Source organism: Paenibacillus canaveralius, from assembly GCF_047238265.1.
Classification (GTDB): domain Bacteria; phylum Bacillota; class Bacilli; order Paenibacillales; family NBRC-103111; genus Paenibacillus_F.
Genome location: NZ_JBDFMM010000001.1, coordinates 304752 through 321181, shown reverse-complemented (window position 1 = coordinate 321181; position 16430 = coordinate 304752). Strand labels below are relative to the sequence as shown.

Below are 16430 nucleotides of genomic sequence, written 5' to 3'. Positions count from 1 at the left end.
GAGCCGAACCGTGGCTGATAAAAACCACAATCTGCCGGAGCGTGATGCTCAGGATGTTTGGGGAGGCGGCTTTGCGTAAATCCCCCAAATTGCCACTCGATAATGTCAGACCGCTCCGATCCGTATTGCTGGATCTGGGCGTGGTGCTTGCTTCGTTGAAGCAACCATTACTGACTCCCGCACAGTTTGCCTTAGACTGCAAATAGTAGGATTCTATCGTTCGCCAGCCCCGTTACGCTGTAAGTTATCCTGCTAACCATAGCAACTCAGCCATGTCATAAGCCTTTGCCGCCGTTTCCCGGCTTAAATTAAGCCAGATTTTTGCAAAAGTCCCTGAATAATTTTAGCAACCTCAGCTCTGGTCATGTAATCTTTCGGCGCAAGCTCATTGCCGCTTCTTCCGGATACAATGCCGGCCTGTACACTCTCCGCAACACTGCTCAGTGCCCACGTGGATACAGCTGCCGTATCTCCATAGGAACGAAGTATGGCATCAGCCGATTGAACAGAAAGACCTTCTTTCAGTCTAGTGATCGCCATCGCTTTGGAGAGGACCACCATCGCCTGTTCCCGCGTAATCTTGTCCATCGGACGGAAAGTGCCGTCTTCAAAACCACCGATCAATTGATAAGCATAAGCAGTGTTGACAACGCTGTTGTACCAATCTGTCGATTTTACGTCCGAGAATGGGGTTGCCCCATTCTCCGCTTTCACTCCCAATCCGCGAACAATGATGGCTGCAAACTCGGCACGGGTAATATCGCGATCGGGACTGAACATACCGTTGCCCGTACCGTCGATGATCATCCGTGATCCCATATCGCCCACTGCTTGTTTTGCCCAATGGTTCGCCACATCTCCAAATTCGAGCGGATGCCAAACGAGAGAATACGTGCTATTCGTCAAACTGTTGATTTGGGCGTAATATTTGCCGCCAATCACGATAATTTTGGTCGGTACATGACGAACGGTTCCGTCTGCTTCAACAACAACCCCTGTAGTAATCTTACCGGGATCAACACCATCCGGAATCGCAAGGGTTCGTTTGACATAGGCATTGAACTTCGATACTTCAATAGTCTGATCTCCGTAGATGCCTTTCACCGTAAAGTTTAACGGCGGTACGACAAGCGTGAACGTTCCCTTGGCTGCCGCATTTTCAACAATTTTCACCATATCGGTTGTTGGTTCGGAGATTTCGATTTCTACCCGGATGTCTTGTAAGGCTGCCGACTTGCCAATTTGTTCGGATATAGTGTCAATATTGATTTGCTGCGCTGGAATCGTATAGGTCGCACGATCGGTTTTGATCTCAAGAACCGCTTTCTTGTCTTCCATGTTTTTCACCATTTGACCGTTCAGTGAGCCGGCAGCCACATGGGAGTTGTTGTTTACAAAAATCGACACCACCGCATTTTGCCCTTCCGCCGCGAGCTTGTCTTCCAACTTTTTCTGATCCACCAACACGGTGGTAACGGTTTGGCCGTTTCGTTGGGTTATCGTTACGGTTCCCGCATTCTCCGCTTTACCGTTTACAAGTATATTCGCGTCCGTATCCGTTTTCTCCGGTACTGTCGGGGTACTAGGAACGGATGGCGTATCGATAGGGGCCGTGCCGCCGCCGGATGGCGTTTTCGGAATGACTGCATTCGAATCAGCGGAAGCTGCACTTTTTCCTATACCATTGATCGCTTTCACCGTAAACGTATAGCTCGTTCCATTTGTCAAACCCCTAATAACAATCGGGCTTACCGCTCCCGTTACGACTACTTTCCCTGATGAAGCCGTTACTTCATACCCCGTAATCGGTTTTCCACCGTTGTCAGTCGGAGCCGTAAAAGTAACGGTAGCTTCTCCGTTTCCAGCCACTGCCGAAACATTTGTCGGTGCTGCCGGAACAGTTGCAGGAGTAGCCTCCACCTGATTCGATTCCCCGCTCAAGCCTCCCGAGTTGCCTGCTTTCACCGTAAAGAAATACCTTGTGCCGTTCAGCAAGTTTTGTACATGGTAGGTAGCGGAAGTGACGGTAACAACTGAAGCGTTACTTAACTGGCTTGGATCAGTCGCCATATAAATATTGTAATACGTCGCTCCCGTTACCGTATTCCAATTAAGTGTTACCTCACGGTCTCCTCCGGCAGCCACAAGGTTTTGCGGATTCGGGAGAGCGTCAGGCAGGTTCACAGTCTGCGTCACTGTAAACGTCATATCCGTCATATGGGTTGCCGATAACGTTAACGTTGCGGTATATGTGCCGGCCGTCAAGCCGTCTTTCGCTTTAACCGTAAAGCTTGACGTTGTCGCTCCGTTCATTAACGTCGCACTTGGTTGCGTAATCACAAAATCGCTGGCATGGGTTCCGCTGACCATAGCCTGCAGATTCGACAAATCGCTCGTGCCGGTATTTGTTACATCGATGGTTTTCGTCTCTTGGGTACCCGGAGCGTAACCTTGAGTAAGTGCGGCTAACGTTTGATCAGCAATAGGTGCAATCGCATAGGTAGGCGCGATGTTCACCGTTACGGCAGCAGTGCTGCTCGTTGCCTTTGCCGTCTTCGTGCCGCTCACGCTGCCGTTCGTGTTCGTCACGACAACATAGTAGTAGGTCGTGCCTACAGGTGCTGTCGGTGCGGCATAGCTTGCGTTAGTTGCACCCACGATCGGTGTGCCGCCGTTCGTGCTGTTCGCCGTATTGCTGTACCACTGGTAGGACAGCGTTCCGCCGTCGCTTACGCTGGCCGCTACGCTCAAAGTCGGGCTGCTGTCGCCTTCGTTTACCGTAGCGCCCGTCGGCTGCGTGTTAATGCCCGGCGCTGCCGCGTTGGTCAGCGTATTCACCGTTACGGCAGCAACGTTGCTCGTTGCCTTTGCCGTCTTCGTGCCGCTCACGCTGTTGTTCGTGTTCGTCACGACAACGTAGTAGTAGGTCGTGCCTACAGGTGCCGTCGGCGCAGCATAGCTTACGCTGGTTGCACCTATGATCGGTATGCCGCCGTTCGTGCTGTTCACTGCATTGCTGTACCACTGGTAGGACAACGCTCCGCCGTCGCTGACACTGGCTGCCACGTTCAAGATCGGGCTGACGTCGCCTTCGTTTACCGTGGTGCCCGTCGGCTGCGTGTTAATGCTCGGCGCTGCCGCGTTGGTCAGCGCGTTCACCGTGACCGCAGCCATGCCGCTCGTTGTCGTTGCCGTTTTTGTGCCACTCACGCTGCTGTTCGTGTTCGTCACGACAACATAGTAGTACGTCGTGCCGACAGGTGTCGTCGGAGCAGCATAGCTGGCGCTGGTTGCACCTACGATCGGTGTGCCGCCGTTCGTGCTGTTCGCCGTATTGCTGTACCACTGGTAGGACAGCACTCCGCCGTCACTTACGGTGGCTGCCACACTCAAGGTCGGGCTGCTGTCGCCTTCGTTGACCGTAGCGCCCGTCGGCTGCGTGTTAATGCCCGGCGCTGCCGCGTTGGTCAGCGCGTTCACCGTGACCGCAGCTATGCCGCTCGTTGTCGTTGCCGTTTTTGTGCCACTCACGCTGCTGTTCGTGTTCGTCACGACAACGTAGTAGTAGGTCGTGCCGACCGGTGTCGTCGGCGCGGCATAGCTTACGCTTGTTGCACCTACGATTGGTGTGCCACCGTTCGTACTGTTCGCCGCATTGCTGTACCACTGGTAGGACAACGTTCCGCCGTCACTTACATTGGCCGCTACGCTCAAGGTCGGGCTACTATCGCCTTCGTTTACCGTGGCGCCCATCGGCTGTGTATTAATGGCAGGCGCTGCCGCGTTGATCAGCGCATTGACCGTGACCGCAGCAACGCTGCTCGTTGCCGTTGCCGTCTTCGTGCCACTCACGCTGTTGTTCGTGTTCGTCACGACAACGTAGTAGTAGGTCGTACCAACAGGTGTCGTCGGCGCGGTATAGCTTGCGCTTGTTGCACCTACGATCGGTGTGCCGCCGTTCGTGCTGTTCACTGCATTGCTGTACCACTGGTAGGACAGCGCTCCGCCGTCGCTGACGCTGGCTGCCACGCTCAAGATCGGGCTGCTGTCGCCTTCGTTTACCGTGGCGCCCGTCGGCTGCGTGTTAATAGCCGGCGCTGCCGCGTTAGTCAGCGCGTTCACCGCAACCGCAGCAATGCTGCTCGTTGCCGCTGCCGTCTTCGTGCCGCTTGCGCTGCTGTTCGTGTTCGTCACGACAGCATAGTAGTACGTCGTGCCGACAGGTGTCGTCGGCGCGGTATAGCTTGCGCTTGTTGCACCTACGATCGGTGTGCCGCCGTTCGTGCTGTTCACTGCATTGCTGTACCACTGGTAGGACAGCACTCCGCCGTCGCTGACGCTGGCTGCCACGCTCAAGATCGGACTGCTGTCGCCTTCGTTTACCGTGGCGCCCGTCGGCTGTGTGTTAATAGCCGGCGCTGCCGCGTTGGTCAGCGTGGCTACTGGTGGTGATTGCAAAATCATCCCGTTTGCCCCAACCACCACAAACGTGTCGTTGACGGAGATGACACCATATAAAGAACTCGAGGTGCCCGACGTGTGAGCCGTCCAGCTCACTCCGTCAATGGAGGTCAAGATCGTTCCGTTTAACCCCGCCACCACGTACATGCCGTTGCCGTAGCTTACACCACGAAGTTCATTCGTAGTACCCGACGTTTGGCTCGTCCAGCTCACTCCGTCACTTGAGGTCAAGATCGTTCCGCCTGCACCTAGCGCTACATACGTGCCGTTTTCATAACTGACGCCAGAAAGATTTTTCGTGGTGCCCGATGTTTGGCTCGTCCAGCCCGCTCCGTCAATGGAAGTCAGCAACGTTCCATTTGCTCCTACCGCCACATAGGTGCCATTGGCGTAGGTAATGCTCCATAGATCATTTGCAACACCCGACGTACGGCTCGTCCAACTCACTCCGTCACTTGAGTTCAATATCGTTCCGCTTGCTCCCACCGCCACATACATACCATTGCCGTAAGTGATGCCAGCAAGATGATTTGTAGTGCCCGAAGTACGACTCGTCCAGCCCACTCCGTCACTGGAAGTAAATATTCTTCCACCTAACCCCACCGTCACATATGTACCGTTACCGTAGCCGACGCTGTAAAGAGTAAACGTAGTGCCTGACGTGCGATTCGTCCAGTTCGCTCCGTCACTGGAGGTCACGATCGTTCCGCCTAACCCTACCGCCATATATGTTCCATTGTTATATTTAACGCCGTAAAGAAGATTCGGGGTGACACTTGACAGGGGGCTCGTCCAGTTCTCTCCGTCACTCGAAGTCAATATCTTTCCAGCGTAACCTAAGACCATATACATGCCGTTGAGGTAGCTAACGCCGGAAAGATGATTTGTGGTACCCGACGGGCGGGTTATCCAGTTCACTCCGTCAATAGAGGACAAAATCGTTCCATTTATCCCTACCGCCACATACGTGGCGTTGCCGTAGGCGAGGCCAATAAGATTATTCGTGGTACCCGACGGGCGGTTCACCCAGTTCACTCCGTCACCGGAGGTCAGTATCTTCCCGCTTTGCCCCACCACCACGTAAGTGCCGTTGGCGTAGCTCACACTGTACAGGCCGTTCGTGGTGCCCGACGTGCGACTCGTCCAGTTCTCTCCGTCATTGGAGGTCAATATCGTTCCAACTGCCCCCACCGCCATATAGTTGCCGTTAAGATAGCTGACGGCATAAAGAAATTGTGTGGTACCCGACGAGCGGCTCGTCCAGTTCTCTCCGTCAATGGAGGTCAAGATTGTTCCATTTGCCCCTGCCGCCACAAACGCGCCATTGATATAACTAATTGTACGAAGATCATTCGTGGTGCCCGACGGGCGGATTATCCAACTCACTCCGTCACTGGAGGTCAATATCCTTCCAGCTTGTCCCACAGTCACATACGTACCGTTGTTATAGGCAACGCCATTTAATCCAATTGCGGTTCCCGCCGTGCGGGTCATCCAGTTCATCCCGTCACTGGAGGTCAACACCGCTCCACTTGTCCCCACAGCCACATACATGCCGTTGCCATAGGTCACGCCAACCAAATTATGTCCCATAGACCGTACATACCAATTATCAAGGGAACTCGCAATCGGTGCTGCATTTGCTTCTTGTCCCCAATTGATCGACATAAACGTGCTAAAAAGCAACAAAAACGACAATTTTAGTCGAATGATTTTAGAAGCCATTTCCCTCCAAGCAGGAAAATTCGTGTTAAATTTTCTTGCTGTTTCTCCTTTATTCGACAACTTTCATCTTCCTTCCCCAAGTCTCTATACTTTAGCTCGCTTGACCATATCACATCATTCTGAACAAATTCTGAGCAATAAAAAAAGCAACTCACGCCTTCGACTCATCCTGGGGGTATCGCACCCTCATCCAACCTGCTTTCGCATCCCCACCGCTCACTACCTTAGCGGTCCATTGCAATCCCGTGCTCTTCAGCTGCCGCTCCGTCCGCGCGGACTGAACCCGCGGGCTTCTCCTCCCGCCTCCCGGAACAACAAAAAAGCCCCAGCCTCTAAGGCTGGGACCTTTCTGTTGTTGTATGGAGGCGAGGGGAGTCGAACCCCTGTCCGAAGATAACGACACATAAGCTTCTACGGGTGTAGTCACGGGTTTGATGTCACCCAAGCAAGCGCCCCGTAACCGGCTCTCACTAAGGTCAGCCTGATTGTCTTCTTCAGCACACCCCAGGCGGAGATGTGACAGCGTATCCCACTAAAGGTTAGCCCCTACATCCGGCACATGGGCGATACAGGAGAGGAGCACGCTCACAGGTTATTAAGCTGCGAAAGCGTAGTTTTGTTGTTGTTTGCCGTTTAATAGGCTTTAGCGTTGATGAAGCGGACGCGTCCCCACTACCCGCTACCCATGCTCGAACTACCCCCGTCGAATCCAAAAACGCCCCCGTAATAGAAAAGGAACTCGGATGCAACGGCTCATCGAGCCGGATGCTGTGTTCTTCTTACTCTTTTATTATACCACATTTCCCGCCAAAAGCAGGTGCTGATCCATGGAAGTCCAGGTTCAGTTTCCCACCCGCTCCGCAAGGAGCAGTTAATAAACAAACTTTTTACCTAGCGACCTTCTGCTTCTCACGCAGAGCCCGCTGGATATCGCGCTGAGCATCACGTTTAGCTGCCGTATCGCGCTTGTCGTACTGTTTCTTACCTTTACCGAGTCCGATCAGCAGTTTCGCGTAGCCGTTGCGGATATAAATCTTGAGCGGGACCAGCGTGTAGCCTTCCTGCTTGGAAGCGCCGATCAGCTTGTTTATTTCCGCCTTCTTTAAGAGCAGCTTTCTCGCTCTCGTTGGATCGGTCGGGTTATTTCGGTTCCCCTGTTCAAAAGGACTGATGTGCATATTATGCACGAACGCTTCGGCATTACGTATCGTTGCGAACGAATCCGAAAGATTCGCCCGGCCGTTCCGCAGGGATTTGATTTCCGTACCCGTCAGCACAAGCCCGCACTCGTAAGTGTCTTCAATGAAATAGTCATGCGAAGCTTTCTTATTCTGTGCCAGCACCTTGCCGTCGGCTTTCTTGCTCACGGTCATCCCCTCCCAGTCGTCCATGCTATTAATACCCCATCCGTGCCTTTTTGAAAAGGCGGAGTGTTCTTTATTGTAGCAACTTCCCTGCCAAAAATCAAGAAACGCCCGGAACATGGCATGTCCGATAAAAAGACAACGCGCATCATCCGGGCCGTTTCCTTAATTCTCATTTATTTATTGCCGTGTAAGTATTTAACGGACCAAATTGCTAAGCATTTCAAACTCTGTTTATGCAAAAAGGAAAAAAACTCACCGGCTGCGTACAATCCGCCATCATAATAATAGGCTAACCGTTGCCGCTCCGCGCGCGGGTCGCCACCTGCGCATCTTCGCGCCTCCCTAAGCCGCCGCAAATCACAGCGGCTTAAGACCGCTCAGCCGCGCAGTCAGGGCTAGCACCTTCCCGTTCGCGCCGCCAGAACAGCAGCTTCCGCTCGCACCGCACAGGGCACCCTTCCCCGCCTGCCCCGGCCCGCTACCGGCGCGGACGTCCCCGCCGGCCGCCCGGCTCGGACGGATCGCGCCCGTCCGGCGTGTGCCGGTCGCCGCGCACCGTCTTCGTCAGCGCGTTCACGGACGACGCCCAGTTGCCGGAGTACGTCGACTCCGTCCGCGCGCCGCCGCTCTCGCGGCCTGACGCCGCACCGTCGCCGGCGCCCCGGCTCCGCCGTCCGCGGCCGCCTTGGCCGCCGCCTTCGCCGGACTCGCCGCGCAGCGAGACGCCGCGTGCCGGTCCGTCGCCTTTGCGGCGCTTGCCGCCCGCTTCGGTGCCCGGTGCCGGCGTTACGGCCGCTTCGCCTTCGGCTCCGCCGCCCTTGCGCTTCCGGCGACGCCCGCCGCCATTCTCGCCGGACTCGGACCCGCGTCCGTTTTCGCGGCCTGTATCGGGCGCTGCGGCCGGATTGCCGCCTTTGCGGCGCTTGCGGCCTCTGCCGGCTCCCGGCGCCTCTTGCGCCACGCTGCCGCCCTCAGACGGCGTATCGCCCGGTACCGCTGCCGGCGTAATTCCGAGCGGCGCTTCACCCGACGCGCCTTTCTTCTTCCGTCTGCGGCGCTTGGTACCGCCGCCTTCGGACGCTCCCAGCGCATCTGCGGCACCGGCTGTTCCGGCCGCCGTACCCGGCTTGACGAGGACGTCCCGCACACGTCCGCGGTCTTTGCCGCGTCCGCCTTTGACCGGACGCCCGCCCGCAACGCGCTTCTTCTGGCCGCCGCGGCCGCCGGACTTGCTGCGGTCGAGCATGCTGAACTTGTTGGAACGAGGCTTCATATCGACCATTTCGAAGTCGATGGTTTTCTCATCCATATTGACCCGGCCAACACGGACTTTAACTTCGTCCCCGATCCGGTATATTTTTGAGGTGCGCTCCCCGATTAGGGCATGCTGCATCTCATGATAATGGTAGTAATCGTCGGTCATGTCGCTCAGGCGGATAAGGCCTTCGACCGTGTTTTCCAGCTCCACGAAAATCCCGAAGCTTGTCACACTCGAAATAATGCCCTCGAATTCCTCGCCCACTTTATCCAGCATGAATTCCGCTTTTTTCAGCGCATCGGTTTCACGCTCGGCATCAACGGCCACACGCTCACGCTGCGAAGACTGCTCGGCGATATCGTCCATCCGGCCGCGCAGATATTCACTGCGCTTATCGGTTAGAGCACCACCGTTCTCCAGTACTTCACGGATTACACGGTGAATGATCAAATCCGGATAACGCCGGATCGGAGAAGTAAAGTGGGAGTAAAACTCCGCCGCAAGGCCGAAATGCCCGATGCTGTTGGAATCGTAGCGGGCCTGCTTCATGGAACGGAGCATCACCGTACTAATGACGGTTTCTTCCTTCGTTCCTTTGATCTCCTCAAGAAGAGACTGAAGCGCGCGTGGATGAACGGTATTGCCGCGTCCGCGCACCACGTAGCCGAAATTCGTAATAAACTCCATAAAGTGCGACAGCTTCTCCGCATCCGGATCTTCGTGAATCCGGTACAGGAACGGCACCTTCAGCCAGTGGAAGTGCTCGGCAACCGTTTCGTTGGCCGCCAGCATAAACTCTTCGATAATCATTTCCGCAATGGAACGTTCACGCTTAACGATATCGACCGGGGTTCCGTCCTTATCGACAATAATTTTCGATTCCTGGAAATCGAAATCGATCGCGCCGCGCTGAATACGGCGATTCCGCAGCTTCATGGCGAGCTCTTCCATCAGCTTGAAATCGTCTACCAGATAGCCGTAACGCTCCAGAAGTTCCGCATCGGGCTCTTCCTCGGTCAGCAGCTTGCGGACGTTGTTATACGTCATTCTTTCGCTTGTTTTGATCACGCTTGTAAAAATGTCGTGCCTCACCACATTAAGCTCGGCATCGAATTCCATTTCGCAGGACATGGTCAAACGGTCTACCTGCGGATTGAGCGAGCAGATACCGTTGGACAGCCGGTGCGGCAGCATCGGAATGACGCGGTCCACCAAATAAACCGAGCATCCGCGGTTGTAGGCTTCACGGTCCAGCGCTGAATTTTCCGTCACGTAGTAACTTACGTCCGCAATGTGGACGCCCAGCACATAGTTGCCGTTCGGCAGCCGTTCCACGTTCACGGCATCGTCAAGATCCTTCGCATCCTCGCCGTCAATGGTCACGATGCGTTTACCGCGCAAATCCCGGCGTTTCTGGCTGATAATTTCCTCTTCCGTGATGGAATCGGGCACGCTCTCCGCCTCCGAGATCACTTCTTCGCTGAACGCCTCCGGAAGCTGGAACTTGCGGATGATAGACAAAATGTCCACGCCCGGATCATCCTTGTGGCCGAGAATTTCGATCACTTCGCCTTGGGCAGCCGCACGTCCTTCGGGATACTGGACAATGTTGACGACAACCTTTTGACCGTCGGCCGCACCGAGGAAGGCATTCTTCGGAATAAAAATATCCCGCTGAACACGTTTGTCATCCGGAACGACAAAACCGTAGCTTTCGTGATTTTGGAACGTACCCACGATTCTTGTGTTGGCCCGTGTGACGACGCGGTCCACTTCACCCTCGAGCTTGCCTCCGGCGGCGCCTTTGCTCGTAACGCGGACGAGAATAATATCGTTATTCATGGCTGTATTCATATCGTTGGCATGAATGTACACGTCAGGGTGATCCCGGTCGTCCGGGATCAGGAAGCCGAATCCTTTGGGATGAGCCTGCAGCCGGCCGCGGATGAGATTCATCCGTTCCGGCACTCCGTAACGGTCGTTGCGCGTGCGCAGTACGTGTCCGGATTGCTCCAAATCGTTAAGCAGCTTAACGAAATCCTTAAATTCCGAAGCGCTGTCAATGCCGAAATGCTTTTCAAGCTCCTGATACGTCATCGGCTTGTACGCATTTTCGTGCATAAAGTTTAATATATCCTGCTCTGTCACCATAGTTGTCACCTTCTTATTAGGTTGAGCTTCTCCGTATTCATACCCGATAACCATTTCTTTGAACAGGTTTAGCCGCTGCTGCAAATCGCATTCTCCGCCCGCTGCCGGGCATCTTAAGGGATTTCCAGGTACCTGTCTTCCGCTTCCCCCCTGCCTCCGGGGCATCTCGGTCTGGCGGATGTATGATGTCTGCGGGTGTCCCTGCCGGCCTTTACGGCCGCGGGTAACGGGAGTGCCTTCGTTGGGTCTTCTTGCAGCTTTCCGGTCGTTGATTCGTTTAAGCTTCTGCCTTATCATTCCTCACGGTTCCCGGCGAGACCCACAATTAACCGGTTGACAAGCAGGTGCAAGTTACTAACCAGTATATCCTGAAAAGACGAAAACATAAACAAATCAATTCTTTTCACCGCTGCGCGTCAGTATCCACAATCGGCAAAACTCCATGAAAAAACAGCAGGAGTAGCATCCCCCTGCTGTTTGCAATTTATGTGCACCGTCTGTTCAGTTGTTATATCTTCACTACGTAGGCCACGATGACCGTCAATACAATAAAAATAGCCGCCAAAACCACAGTAATCCGGGCAAGAACCAGGTCCATGCCTCTAGCTTTCGTTTTACCGAATAAATGCTCGGCTCCACCGCTGATTGCACCGGAAAGTCCCGCACTTTTACCCTTTTGTAGTAATACCGTTACAATTAAGCCCAGCGAGGCGATAACCAACAAAACTTTTAACAGGATAACCAATTCGACACCTCATTAGCATGTTCTTATTTTTAGAATGTGCATTAAAAGTCTATCATAAAAGGCCTTTTTCTGCAAGATTCTGGTTGGACATCCTAATTAATTTTCCCTGCTTTATAAAAGAAAACCCGCTGACGGAACAGAACTTCCATACAACGGGTCATTGATTTCTTAAATTACGAGGTTAACGTTCCCCGGGGCCCATCGGATAAGCTCTTTCGGACCTTCGGGCTTTCCTCCGCCTGTTTGCGTCGCCGCCCAGAAAATATTGAATGGCCGCTTTGGCGCACCAGAGGGAAATAATCAGGAAAATAACGCCCCAGATCAGAGCAGGCACAGGCGTGATGGACGCCAGATTCGTTGCGTCTCCCGCTTTGTTCGGGTTGCCCGCCGCAAGCAGCGACAGTGTCAGCGGCCCGTAGACCGACTCCTCCAGACAAAGAAAGGCGACAAGCAGGTAATAGGCGTTGCGTATAAACCCGCTCGTAAAAGCGAGCACAATGATGTTCAGCGCGATAAAGCCGATCAGCCAGCCCACTCCGAATTCATTGCGTACGAACAGCACCAGAGACAGCACGGCGATCACCGTCATCACCTGGAGTCCCAGTCTCTGCTTCCCCCGGGCATACGCCCAGAAAAGAAAAACCGCAAACAAGGACGCCGTCACATAGCCTGCGACCGAAATCGGCAGGAGTTTCCACGAGCCGCTGACCGACGAGTAAGTAACCCCGCTGTGATCGGCATTGAGCACGATAGCCATGACTTTTCCCGAGAGAATCATCGTCATTGCAGCGTGCCCGAACTCATGGACCATGGTGTCCAGGTTGCGGAAATAGGCCGAGAAAGGGATGAATTGAGTTAGTAAAGCCGACCCGATTAACAGCAAAATCGTTTTTACCCAAGCACTCATATTCATAACCCTCCCCGACGTTTAAAAAGCTAAACCGTTAATCTTGTGAAAGGTTTTCTTACTTGAATTTTTTCAAGTTGTAGAAAGCTTCTTTGCCGGCGTATTGAGCAACGCCTTCCAGTTGATCTTCGATGCGAAGCAGCTGGTTGTATTTCGCTACGCGGTCCGTACGGGACGGTGCGCCTGTTTTGATTTGTCCTGCATTGGTTGCCACGGAGATGTCGGCAATCGTGCTGTCTTCGCTCTCGCCGGAACGGTGGGAGATAACAGCCGTGTAGCCTGCGCGTTTTGCCATTTCGATCGCGTCGAATGTTTCGGTCAGCGTACCGATTTGGTTTACTTTAATCAGGATGGAGTTACCGATGTTCTCGTTGATGCCTTTGGACAGACGCTCGGTGTTCGTTACGAACAGGTCGTCGCCGACGAGTTGAACTTTACCGCCCAGTTTGTCGGTCAGCAATTTCCAACCTTCCCAATCGTCTTCGGAACAGCCGTCTTCGATGGTCAGGATCGGGTATTTGTCTACCCAAGAAGCAAGCAGGTCAACGAATTCAGCCGGCGTGAAGGATTTGCCTTCGCCTTCGAGCTCGTATTTGCCGTTCTTGAAGAACTCGGTGGAAGCAACGTCCATACCCAGGAATACGTCAACGCCAGGCTTGTAACCGGCGCGCTCGATAGCGGTGATGATCGTTTGGATCGCTTCTTCGTTGGAGCTCAGGTTCGGTGCAAAACCGCCTTCGTCGCCGACAGCCGTGTTCAGGCCTTTATCTTTAAGTACGGATTTAAGGTTATGGAAAATCTCTGCGCCCATGCGGAGAGCTTCTTTGAATGTTGGAGCTCCTACCGGAAGTACCATGAATTCTTGAACGTCAACGTTGTTGTCGGCATGCTCGCCGCCGTTGATGATGTTCATCATTGGAACCGGAAGAGTTTTGGCGTTGAATCCGCCCAGATAAACGTAGAGAGGCAGTTCCATCGCTTCAGCTGCAGCGCGGGCAACCGCCATGGATACCGCGAGGATCGCGTTGGCGCCCAGCTTGCCTTTGTTATGCGTGCCGTCCAGTTCGATCATTTTCTTGTCGATGGACACTTGATCCAAGGAGTTCAGACCGATGATTTCAGGCGCGATGATCGAGTTGACGTTGTCAACGGCTTTCAGTACACCTTTACCCAGGTAACGGCTTTTGTCGCCATCGCGAAGCTCGACAGCTTCATGAGCGCCTGTGGAGGCACCGGAAGGTACGATTGCGCGGCCTACAACGCCGGATTCAAGATATACTTCAACTTCAACAGTCGGATTGCCGCGGGAGTCAAGTACTTCGCGAGCATAAACGTCGGAAATGATAGTCATTGTGTTTGAACACTCCTTAACAAGGTTATGTGTATGAAAAACTTCGGGAACTCATTCCCTTAAAGGGCAGCGGCGCACCTTACCGATCAAAATAAGATGCTGTATTCCAAGGAATGGTTCCCGAAAACTTGCTGTCTTAATCAAAAAGCGGGAGGGTTACTTATTTCTTCTCTTCGATGATCGAAAGACCTGTCATTTCCGGCGGCTGAGGCAGCTTCAGAAGGTGCAGCAGCGTCGGAGCGATGTCGGCCAGAACGCCGCCTTCGCGCAGAGTGACGTCGTTCGATGTAACAATAAACGGCACCGGGTTCGTCGTATGAGCGGTGAACGGACGTTCGGCATCGTCCAGGACGAGGTCCGCGTTGCCGTGGTCGGCCGTAATGCAGACAACTCCGCCCTTGGCGAGAATGGCTTCAACGACTTGGCCCAGGCACTCGTCCGTGGCTTCAACGGCTTTGATAGTCGGCTCCAGCATGCCGGAGTGGCCTACCATATCCGGGTTGGCGAAGTTCAGAATGATGACGTCCTGCTTGTCCTCATTGACTTCCTTCACCGCTGCGGCCGCAACCTCGTAAGCGCTCATTTCCGGTTTCAGGTCGTATGTGGCGACTTTCGGCGACGGAATGAGAATACGGGTTTCGCCCGGCAGTTCCACGTCACGGCCGCCACTAAAGAAGAAGGTAACGTGCGGGTACTTCTCGGTCTCGGCGATACGAAGCTGTCTCTTGTTATGCTGAGCCAGAACCTCGCCAAGCGTGTTATCGAGATCTTTCGGTTTATACGCGACGTAGCCTTCGACCGTTTCACTGAACAGCGTCAGACAGACGTAGTACAGATCTTTCGGGTAAAGCTCGCCGCGGTCAAAACCACGGAAATCTTTATTCGTAAATACCTGCGACAATTGAATCGCACGGTCCGGACGGAAGTTGAAGAAAATAACCGCATCGCCGGATTCAACGAGTCCCACCGGCTTGTCGTTCTCATCCGTGATCACAGTCGGCATCACGAATTCGTCGAATACGGACTTCTCGTACGATTCGGTGATCGCTTTGACCGGGTCCGTGTAGTGCGGGCCGTCTCCGTACACCATCGCACGGTAAGATTTCTCGGTCCGCTCCCAACGCTTGTCCCGGTCCATCGCATAGTAGCGGCCTTGCACCGTCGCCACTTTGCCGACGCCGATTTCGGCGATCTTGGCCTGGAGTTGCTCCATGTAGTTCTTCGCGGAATCGGGCGCTACATCGCGTCCGTCCAGAAAAGCATGGATGTAAACTTCCTGCAGATCTTCTTTCTTCGCCAGCTCAAGCAGCGCGAACAAGTGCGCGATGTGGCTGTGTACGCCCCCGTCGGAAAGCAGCCCGTACAGATGCAGCTTCTTGTTGTTCTGCTTCGCATGACGTACGGCGCCGATCAGCGTATTGTTGTCGAAAAACTCACCGTCCCGGATCGACTTGGAAATACGAGTCAGATCCTGGTAAACCACACGGCCGGCACCGATGTTCAGGTGCCCCACTTCAGAATTACCCATTTGGCCTTCCGGCAAACCTACGGCTTCGCCGCAGGCAGTCAGCGTCGTATGAGGGAACTGGTTCCAATAGCGGTCGTAGTTCGGTTTCTTGGCTTGAGCCACGGCGTTGCCGTGAACCTCGCCACGAAGTCCGAAGCCGTCCAGAATAATCAGCGCTACCGGTTTAGTCGCCATCTTACTTCGCCCCCTCAACGAGTTGGATGTAAGAAGCCGGCTCCAGGCTGGCGCCGCCCACAAGAGCTCCGTCGATATCAGGCTGAGCCATGTACTCGGCGATGTTACCCGGTTTTACGCTGCCGCCGTATTGAATGCGGACCGCATCGGCTACGGAGGAATCGTACAGAGAAGCGATCAGCTCGCGGATGTAAGCAATAACTTCGTTGGCGTCTTCAGCCGTGGAAGATTTGCCCGTACCGATAGCCCAGATCGGCTCATAGGCCACGATGACTTGTTTCGCCTGATCGGCGCTGAGGCCTTTGAAAGCCGCTTCCGTCTGTACGCGGCAGACTTCTTTCGTTTGTCCCGCTTCGCGCTCTTCGAGCTTCTCGCCTACGCAAACGATCGGCGTCAGACCGTAGTTGAAAGAAGCGAGAACTTTTTTGTTAACCGTTTCGTCGGTTTCGTTAAAATAAGCTCTGCGCTCGGAGTGACCGATAATCACATACGTGACGCCGAGATCTTTGAGCATAGCGCCGGAAATTTCGCCGGTGTATGCGCCGTTTTCTTCCCAGTGAAAGTTCTGAGCGCCGATTCCGATCGACGTGCCTTTCACAGCTTCGACAAGCGCCGGAAGATTAGTGTAAGGAGCGCAAATTACGCTCTCTACCCCTGCCACTTCCGCCTTGCCTTTTATATCATTCACGAAGCTTGCCGCTTCGGAAACGGTTTTGAACATTTTCCAGTTACCTGCGATAACGGGTTTTCTCATGATCTTCAA

The 16430-nt window shown here is 54.1% G+C and carries 8 protein-coding genes and 1 other RNA gene; all 9 read right to left on the bottom strand.

The genetic code is table 11. The annotated features are described in order from the left end of the window. Nucleotides 1-303: 303 nt before the first annotated feature. The 9 genes from ABC395_RS01480 to tpiA all read right to left on the bottom strand — a co-directional run bounded on the left by ABC395_RS01480 (nt 304) and on the right by tpiA (nt 16421). On the bottom strand, nt 304-6054 hold the full coding sequence (locus ABC395_RS01480; protein WP_413000275.1) for an S-layer homology domain-containing protein: 5751 nt from the start codon (nt 6052-6054) through the stop codon (nt 304-306). Nucleotides 6055-6543: 489 nt separating this feature from the next. Beyond that, nucleotides 6544-6909, bottom strand: a transfer-messenger RNA (tmRNA) gene (gene ssrA / locus ABC395_RS01475). Nucleotides 6910-7073: 164 nt separating this feature from the next. Further along, nucleotides 7074-7553 carry an SsrA-binding protein SmpB gene (gene smpB, locus ABC395_RS01470; RefSeq protein ID WP_413000274.1) on the bottom strand — a complete coding sequence of 160 codons (480 nt, stop codon included), beginning with the start codon at nt 7551-7553 and terminating at the stop codon, nt 7074-7076. Nucleotides 7554-8031: 478 nt separating this feature from the next. Beyond that, entirely contained in the window at nt 8032-10962 is a 2931-nt protein-coding gene (gene rnr / locus ABC395_RS01465) for a ribonuclease R (protein ID WP_413006665.1), read from the bottom strand. A gap of 508 nt (nt 10963-11470) precedes the next feature. Then, the gene (secG, locus tag ABC395_RS01460) at nt 11471-11707 is read right to left on the bottom strand and encodes a preprotein translocase subunit SecG (RefSeq protein WP_377630501.1); all 237 of its coding nucleotides are present in this window, start codon (nt 11705-11707) and stop codon (nt 11471-11473) included. Between the two features lie 181 nt (nt 11708-11888). Then, nucleotides 11889-12614, bottom strand: coding sequence for a M50 family metallopeptidase (locus ABC395_RS01455; protein WP_413000273.1), 726 nt, complete (start codon nt 12612-12614; stop codon nt 11889-11891). 58 nt (nt 12615-12672) lie between these two features. After that, entirely contained in the window at nt 12673-13965 is a 1293-nt protein-coding gene (eno, locus tag ABC395_RS01450; RefSeq protein ID WP_103998175.1) for a phosphopyruvate hydratase, read from the bottom strand. Between the two features lie 160 nt (nt 13966-14125). Next, complete coding sequence (gene gpmI / locus ABC395_RS01445) at nt 14126-15667, bottom strand: 2,3-bisphosphoglycerate-independent phosphoglycerate mutase (protein ID WP_413000272.1); 1542 nt, start codon at nt 15665-15667, stop codon at nt 14126-14128. A gap of 1 nt (nt 15668) precedes the next feature. Continuing rightward, a complete protein-coding gene (tpiA, locus tag ABC395_RS01440; protein ID WP_103998173.1) occupies nt 15669-16421 on the bottom strand; it encodes a triose-phosphate isomerase in 753 nt (250 codons plus the stop codon). Between the last annotated feature and the right edge of the window lie 9 nt (nt 16422-16430).